The sequence below is a fragment of the Streptomyces sp. CNH189 genome (assembly GCF_000527195.1).
Map to the genome: position 1 here is coordinate 1 of NZ_AZUS01000046.1, position 7,549 is coordinate 7,549.

At 69.8% G+C, this 7,549-nt stretch carries 6 protein-coding genes and 1 pseudogene; 2 read left to right on the forward strand and 5 right to left on the reverse strand.

Translation table 11 applies throughout. The features are described 5' to 3' along the window. Positions 1-656, reverse strand: a pseudogene (locus B100_RS0133300) (sugar phosphotransferase); the annotation flags it as partial. A gap of 394 nt (positions 657-1,050) precedes the next feature. Between B100_RS0133300 and B100_RS0133305 the strand changes: the two are divergent. Both B100_RS0133305 and B100_RS0133310 read left to right on the forward strand, forming a co-directional pair. Beyond that, entirely contained in the window at positions 1,051-2,064 is a 1,014-nt protein-coding gene (locus B100_RS0133305) for a CDP-alcohol phosphatidyltransferase family protein (RefSeq protein WP_037724059.1), read from the forward strand. Between the two features lie 502 nt (positions 2,065-2,566). After that, positions 2,567-4,606, forward strand: coding sequence for an acyltransferase family protein (locus B100_RS0133310; protein ID WP_486585774.1), 2,040 nt, complete (start codon positions 2,567-2,569; stop codon positions 4,604-4,606). A gap of 73 nt (positions 4,607-4,679) precedes the next feature. On the opposite strand, the gene obgE is transcribed toward B100_RS0133310, so the two are convergent. The 4 genes from obgE to B100_RS0133330 form a co-directional block, all read right to left on the reverse strand. Continuing rightward, on the reverse strand, positions 4,680-6,125 hold the full coding sequence (gene obgE, locus B100_RS0133315; RefSeq protein WP_024888663.1) for a GTPase ObgE: 1,446 nt from the start codon (positions 6,123-6,125) through the stop codon (positions 4,680-4,682). Between the two features lie 104 nt (positions 6,126-6,229). Continuing rightward, positions 6,230-6,484, reverse strand: a complete 255-nt coding sequence (gene rpmA / locus B100_RS0133320) for a 50S ribosomal protein L27 (RefSeq protein ID WP_003976205.1) — start codon at positions 6,482-6,484, stop codon at positions 6,230-6,232. Positions 6,485-6,498: 14 nt separating this feature from the next. Next, a complete protein-coding gene (gene rplU, locus B100_RS0133325; RefSeq protein WP_004931419.1) occupies positions 6,499-6,819 on the reverse strand; it encodes a 50S ribosomal protein L21 in 321 nt (106 codons plus the stop codon). Positions 6,820-7,019: 200 nt separating this feature from the next. Further along, a partial coding sequence (locus B100_RS0133330; RefSeq protein WP_024888664.1) for a nucleotide sugar-1-phosphate transferase occupies positions 7,020-7,549 on the reverse strand: 530 nt, incomplete at its 5' end.

Consider the following 7,549-nt stretch of genomic DNA (forward strand, 5'->3'; position numbering starts at 1 on the left):
CGGTTGCGGCGGGGGGCCACCAGCGAGTCGGCCAGCACGTCGGCGGAGGCCTGCGGCGAGACACGCGCCAGCTCGGCCTCGGCGGAGGGACCCGCCAGCACGTCCGCGCCGTCCTGCCAGAACTCCACGTCACAGCCCAGCTGCGGACCACCCAGAACCTGACCCACCGGCCCCAGCCGCACCACACCGAACCGCATCACCGGAGCCGACGACAACGACTTCGGCCACGCCTCGTCCGCGAACAACGAGAAATCCGACACCCCACCCGAACGCGGACGCGCGGCGAACACCACCGTCCCCGCGTACAGCTCACGCATCGACGCCAGGAACGCCCCCCGGTCCGCCTCACGCACACCCAACGTCCACGACGTACGCGACACACCCGGCACCACGAAATACGCGATCCCCGCACGCTCCAGGGCATCCGCGACCAGCCCCAGATTCTCCGCCGCCGCACCCGCCGCCGTGAAGGAATCCCCCACCCGACCCCACAACGGCTCACCGTCGAACGTCACCTGACGCACACCCGCGTCAGACCGCAACAGGCCCTGCCGCTGCCGCGTCACCCGCAACAACCACGCCCGGCGCTTCTGCGCCTGCATCGCGCTCTTGGTCCGCGACTTCAGACTGCTTCCGATGCGGGTACGCACACTCACTTCAATCCCAAACCTCTCGGCGAGTCCCGACGTGGCCTACATGATGGGGGCATCAAGACGACCAGCGGAAACGAGCGCTGCACCCCCATACGGCGCCACACTCGGAGCGCACAGGGCTCCTTCAGGGTCAAGCCGCAGGGGGGAAGTTTACAGCAACGCAGTCACATTCCTGTTCGACGGAGTAGGCCGCCACCACCGGCAGAGTCTCCACGATCGGTGCCCGTGTTTGCGACCGGCAATTCCCGCGTCAATCTATCGCATACACGTATTCTTTCGGACATATCCACCCCTCTTGAGATTCCATCCCTCCTGGGGTTCGCGGATCGCATTCGTGACGTAGCACACACTCGCGTTTGGAAGCAGAGTGTTCGGGCGAGCATGCAGACTTACGGTCATGCGTGTACCTTCACTCCCCGAAGTCCGCCGCCTCACGGAGAAAGAGCGAGACGCCTGGTGGACCGTTCTCCTGGTTGATCCCGTCGCCACCCCGCTGGTCCGCTGGACCGCCATGTGGACCCGGGTGACACCGAACCAGATCACCTGGGCCGCCCTGGTGCTGGGGATCGGGGCCGCCGCCTGCTTCGCCCAGGGTGACTGGCAGTGGCTGGTGGCCGGAGCCGTCGTCTACCACGTCAGCTTCATCCTGGACTGCATGGACGGGAAGCTCGCCCGTCTGACGGGGAAGGGTTCCGCGTTCGGCGCCTGGCTCGACTACATCTTCGACCGGATCCGCGTGCTCATCTGTGCCGTCGCCCTCATGGGCGGGCAGTACCAGCGGACCGACGACGTCACCTACATATGGCTCGCGCTGGCCGTGGTGTTCCTCGACATGCTCCGCTACATGGACGCACTGGAGATGTGGAAGGTCCGCCTGAACATGCGGCGGACGCAGCGTGAGCGCGCCGAGGAGCTGGGGCTCGTCGACACCTCCGCCGAGGCCGACGCCTCCGACGACGACTCCGAGGCCGGCGACACGCCGGTGAAGAGCGCCGCCCGGGTGCCCGCCCAGCCGACGGCGAGCGACGCGTCGGCGGCGGAGTCCTCCGCGTCCGCGCCGGCCGCGCCCGCCGTGGCGCAGAGCACGTTCATCACGCGCCTCCCCGGCTATGTGCCGCTGCGCGACTTCCTCGTCAGCCACCGCATCCGCATCCACCTGTTCAGCGGCATCGAGTTCCAGATGACGATCTTCATCATCGCCCCGCTGCTGGGTACCGTCTTCTGGCCGACCGTCGTCGCGGGCGCCCTGCTGCTCGCCTTCGAGGTGCTCGTCGTCTACCGGCTGCTGCTGGCCACGCGCTCCTTCCAGCGCACCATGGCCCGCTACGACCGCCTGGAGTCCGAGCGGAAGTCCGCGCAGGCCGGCCTGTCCGAGCAGGCCGACGCGCCGGAGCGAGCCACCTTCGTCTGAAGAGGGACCGTCCGTCAGGACAACGGGGGGAACGCGTCCGCTCCGGGGCCGTCCGGTCGTACGCCGCGCACCGAGCGCGGCGACCGGGCGGACCCCGGGAACGGGTGACCCGGCGGCGCGTGTCCGGCCCGGACCCCGGGTGTCGACGAGCCCGGCGTCCCCGCCTGTCGACCTTTCTCACCCATCTGTTACGACAATGGCACGAAACTCGTCATGATTCCGGACCTGACGGAGATACGCTCGACCGTCTGACTCCGAGTCGATCACCAGCGGTCAGCAGGCCCCGGCGGCGCAGAGCCCCGGACCGTGCCGCAGACCCCGCACACGTCTCGTCGACGCTCCACGAGCAAGGAGAACCCCCAAGGTGTCCGCCCGCGATCTCGCGTCCCCACCGCGGCCTTCATCAGATGACGCCCCGTCCGTTCCCCCGGCGCGGGGCGACGCCCCCGGACCGCCGTCCGGGAAGGGCTCCGCCCCGGCGACGGGCGGCGCAGGACTCCGATTGGACATCCAGGGCCTGCGCGCCGTCGCCGTCTCGCTCGTCGTGGTCGCCCACGCGGGCGTCTCCTCCCTGGCCGGCGGATTCGTCGGTGTCGACGTCTTCTTCGTGATCTCGGGCTTCCTGATCACCTCGCTGATGCTCCGCGAGTGGAAGCGCGAGGGCAGGATCTCGCTGGCCCGCTTCTACTCCCGCCGGGCCATGCGTCTGCTGCCCGCCTCCACCCTCGTCGTCATGGCGACGCTGGCCGGGTCCTGGCTGTTCCTGGGCCCGCTGCGGTTCGCGGACTACGCCAAGGACGCCATCGCGTCCGCCTGGTACGTCGTCAACTTCCGGCTGGCCGACTCGGGCACCGACTACTTCAACACCGACGTGCCCCCCTCGCCGTTCCAGCACTTCTGGTCGCTGGCGGTGGAGGAGCAGTTCTACCTGATCTGGCCCGTCCTGCTGATCGTCGCGCTGAAGATCTTCCGGCGCCGGGCCCTGCTGGCGATCCCGCTGCTCGCCCTGGCCGTCGCGTCCTTCGCCGTGAACCTGCACCTCACCGAGACGTCCCCGTCGTGGGCCTACTTCGGCTCGCAGGGCCGCATCTGGGAGCTGGCGGTGGGCGCGCTGCTGGCGCTGGTGGCCCACCGGCTGAACGACATCCCGCGTCCGGTCGCCGCGGTCCTCAGCTGGGCCGGCCTGGCCGCCATCGCCTACGCGGCGGTGGCCTTCGACGACCACACCGTCTTCCCCGGCCACAACGCCGTGGTCCCCGTCCTCGGTGCCGCCGCCGTGCTGGCCGGCGGCGCGGCGGGCGGCCGCTACGGCGCGGGCCTGGTGCTGTCGCTGCGGCCCGCGGTCTGGGTCGGCGGCGTCTCCTACGCCTGGTACCTCTGGCACTGGCCGCTCATCGTCATCGTGCCCGCGGCCGCCGGGTTCGGCGAGCACGAGGGTCCGCTGCGGCTGATCGCCGCCCTGTGCGGTCTCGTGCTGGCCTGGGGGACGCTGCACCTGATCGAGGACCCCATGCGGTTCCACCGGGCGTTCAAGGCGCATGCGGCGAGGGGCCTGTCGCTGGGTCTCGGGCTGTCGGCCGTCGCGGCGGTGGCCGCGCTGGTCGCCGTGCAGTTCCCGCCGAGCCTGTCGTCGGGCGGCGCCCAGCAGAACACCATGGAGGCGATCGCCCAGGCCCCCGACCCGCAGGCCGCGCTGACCCGTCTGCTGCAGCACCCGGCGGACAAGATGCCGTCCAACCTCTCGCCGAGCGTGCACGACGTGGCGTACAAGCGCACGGCGGTCTACAACGACGACTGCGCGCTGACCATGTCGGAGGAGAAGCAGACCGAGCCGTGTCTGTACGGCGACAAGGACGGCGACCGCAGCGTGGTGCTGTTCGGCGACTCGCACGTCGCGCAGTGGTTCCCGGCGTTCGACGCGATCGCCCGCGAGCACGGCTGGAAGCTGTACTCGTTCACCAAGAACGCCTGCAAGGTCGCCGACATCACCATCGCCTACAACAACGGTCCCTACTCGTCCTGCGACGACTGGCGTGAGGTGACCATCGACAAGATCCGCGCGATGGAACCCGATCTGGTCGTCACCTCCAGCTCCAACTCCGCGAAGCTGTGGGGCGACGGCGACACCGCCACCGAGTGGGGCAAGGGCCAGGCCGAGACGTACCGGATCCTCCAGCGGGGCCGTACCCGCGTGCTCACGCTGCTGGACAGCCCTTGGCCGAAGAACAACGCGGTGGACTGCGCGGTCGCCAACCCGGACGACCTGTCCGCGTGCGCGAACAAGCTGTCCGAGTCCGACAAGCAGCCCTCGGTGACCAAGGCGATCCGCGAGGCGGCGGCCGCCGAGGACGTGACGGTCGTCGACCCGTCCCCCTGGGTCTGCGCCCCCTCCGGCAACTGCCCGGTCGTGGTGGGCAACACGCTGGTGTACCGGGACTACGGCCACCTGGCGGACGCCTACGTCGAGGCCCTGACCCCGGTGGTGGAGGAGCGGCTGCTGCGGCTCTTCGGGGCGGACCTGAGCCGGACGCCCGGCAACTGAGCCACCGCACGCACGAGAAGGGCCCGTTCCGTTCGGAACGGGCCCTTCTCGTGCGTGCGGTGCGCCGTGCGGACTAGAACGGCTCGAAGCCGTCGTACTCCCGCTCCGCCTCGTCCCGCTCGGCGTCGCGGTCGCGGCGGCGCTGGGCGGCCGGGCGGGGCTCCTCGAAGCGGTGGTCCTCACCGCGGCGGCCGAGCATCTCGGCACCGGCGGTGACGGACGGCTCCCAGTCGAAGACCACGGCGTTGTCCTCGGGGCCGATGGCCACGGCGTCACGGGAACGGGCGCCGGCCTTCATCAGCGCGTCCTCGACACCGAGGCGGTTGAGCCGGTCGGCCAGGTAGCCGACGGCCTCGTCGTTGTTGAAGTCGGTCTGCCGCACCCAGCGTTCGGGCTTCTCGCCGCGCACCCGGAACACCAGCTCGCCGCCGGTCTCCTCACGGGTGACGGTGAAGCCGGAGTCGTCCACCGCCTTGGGACGGATGACGATGCGGGTCGCCTCCTCCTTCGGCCGGGCCGCGCGGGCCGTGCCGACCAGCTCGGCGAGCGCGAACGACAGCTCCCGCAGTCCGGTGTGGGCCACGGCGGACACCTCGAACACGCGGTAGCCGCGGGCCTCCAGGTCCGGGCGGACCATGTCGGCGAGGTCCTTGCCGTCCGGCACGTCGATCTTGTTGAGGACGACGATCCGCGGCCGGTTGTCCAGGCCGCCGTACTGCCGCAGCTCCTCCTCGATGATGTCGAGGTCGGAGACGGGGTCGCGGTCGGACTCCAGGGTGGCGGTGTCCAGCACGTGCACCAGCACGCTGCACCGCTCGACGTGGCGCAGGAACTCAAGGCCCAGCCCCTTGCCCTGGCTGGCGCCGGGGATCAGACCGGGGACGTCGGCGATGGTGTAGACGGTCGAACCGGCGGTGACCACACCGAGGTTGGGCACCAGCGTGGTGAAGGGGTAGTCGGCGATCTTCGGCTTGGCGGCGCTGAGCACGGAGATCAGGGACGACTTGCCGGCGCTGGGGTAGCCCACGAGGGCCACGTCTGCGACGGTCTTCAGCTCCAGGACGACGTCGCGCAGGTCGCCCGGCTCACCGAGCAGCGCGAACCCGGGCGCCTTGCGTCGCGCCGAGGCGAGGGCGGCGTTGCCGAGCCCGCCGCGACCGCCCTGGGCGGCGACGAAGGAGGTGCCGTGGCCGACGAGGTCGGCGAGCACGTTGCCCGCCTTGTCGAGCACCACGGTGCCGTCCGGCACGGGCAGGACCAGGTCCTGGCCGTCCTTGCCGGAGCGGTTGCCGCCCTCACCGGGCTTGCCGCCCGTGGCCTTGCGGTGCGGCGAGTGGTGGTAGTCGAGCAGCGTGGTCACGGACTGGTCGACGGTGAGGATCACGTCGCCGCCCCGTCCGCCGTTGCCGCCGTCGGGTCCACCGAGCGGCTTGAACTTCTCGCGATGGACGGAGGCACAGCCGTGACCTCCGCTACCCGCGGCGACATGCAGTTCGACGCGGTCCACGAAGGTGGTCATGGAATGTGCCTCCAGCTACTACGGGGTTGTGTCTCTTGGGTAACACGCGAAAGGCGGACCCGCTTCCCGTCGGGAAGTGAGGTCCGCCTCGCGAAAGTGTCCGATCAGGCGACCGGAACGATGTTCACGACCTTACGGCCACGGTGGGTGCCGAACTGCACCGCACCGGCCTGCAGCGCGAACAGGGTGTCGTCGCCGCCACGGCCGACGCCGGCGCCCGGGTGGAAGTGGGTGCCGCGCTGGCGGACCAGGATCTCGCCCGCGTTGACGGCCTGACCACCGAAGCGCTTCACGCCGAGGCGCTGAGCGTTGGAGTCACGACCGTTACGGGTGGACGATGCGCCCTTCTTGTGTGCCATCTCTCCTCAGTCCCTTACTTCGCAGCCGCGGGGATCTCAGTGACCTTGATCGCCGTGTACTGCTGGCGGTGGCCCTGACGACGGCGGTAGCCGGTCTTGTTCTTGTAGCGCAGAATGTCGATCTTCTGGCCCTTGTGGTGGTCCACGACCTCGGCCTGGACCTTGATGCCGGCCAGCACCCACGGGTCGCTGGTCACGGCGTCGCCGTCGACCACGAGCAGGGTCGAGAGCTCGACCGTGTCGCCGACCTTGGCGGTGGAAATCTTGTCAACCTCGACGATGTCGCCGACAGCAACCTTGTGCTGGCGACCACCGCTGCGCACGATGGCGTACACGCGGATCTCACTCTCACTCGAAGAACGGCACCCCCGCAGGCCAGTCGCCCACGCAAGCGCGGACGACCTCTCCCGATCGCGGCCCGCGTCCGGGAGGAAGAGGTTTACGGGGATGTGGCGGTCCCGATGGACACGCCGACGGTCAAGGTTACGGGGCCGGGCCCACGGGGGTCAAACCGGACCCCCGTGGGCCGTCGGGCTCAGCGCCCGGAGACGATCTCCCGGCCGCGGGCGAGGTCGTCGTGGTTGTCGATCTCGACCCACCGGACGTCACCGATCGGCGCCACGTCGATCCGGAAGCCCCGGTTCACCAGCTCCTGGTAGCCGTCCTCGTAGTACAGCTGCGGGTCCCGCTCGAACGTCGCCTTCAACGCGTCCGCCAGCTCGACAGCGGCCTCGCCCTCGATCAGCGTCACACCGATGTACTCGCCCGTCGCCTCCGCCGGGTCCATCAGCTTCGTGATCCGCGTCATCCCCTTCCCGGGGTCGACGACGACCTTCATCTCCTCGTCGGCGAGCTTCTTCACCGTGTCCAGCGCCAGGATGATCTTCTTGCCGTCACCCCGCGCGTCCAGCAGCGTCCGCTCCACCGACACCGGGTGCACCGTGTCACCGTTGGCCAGGATCACGCCGTCCTTCAGGGCGTCCCGCGCACACCACAGCGAGTAGGCGTTGTTCCACTCCTCCGCCTTGTCGTTGTCGATGAGCGTCAGCTTCAGCCCGTACTTCG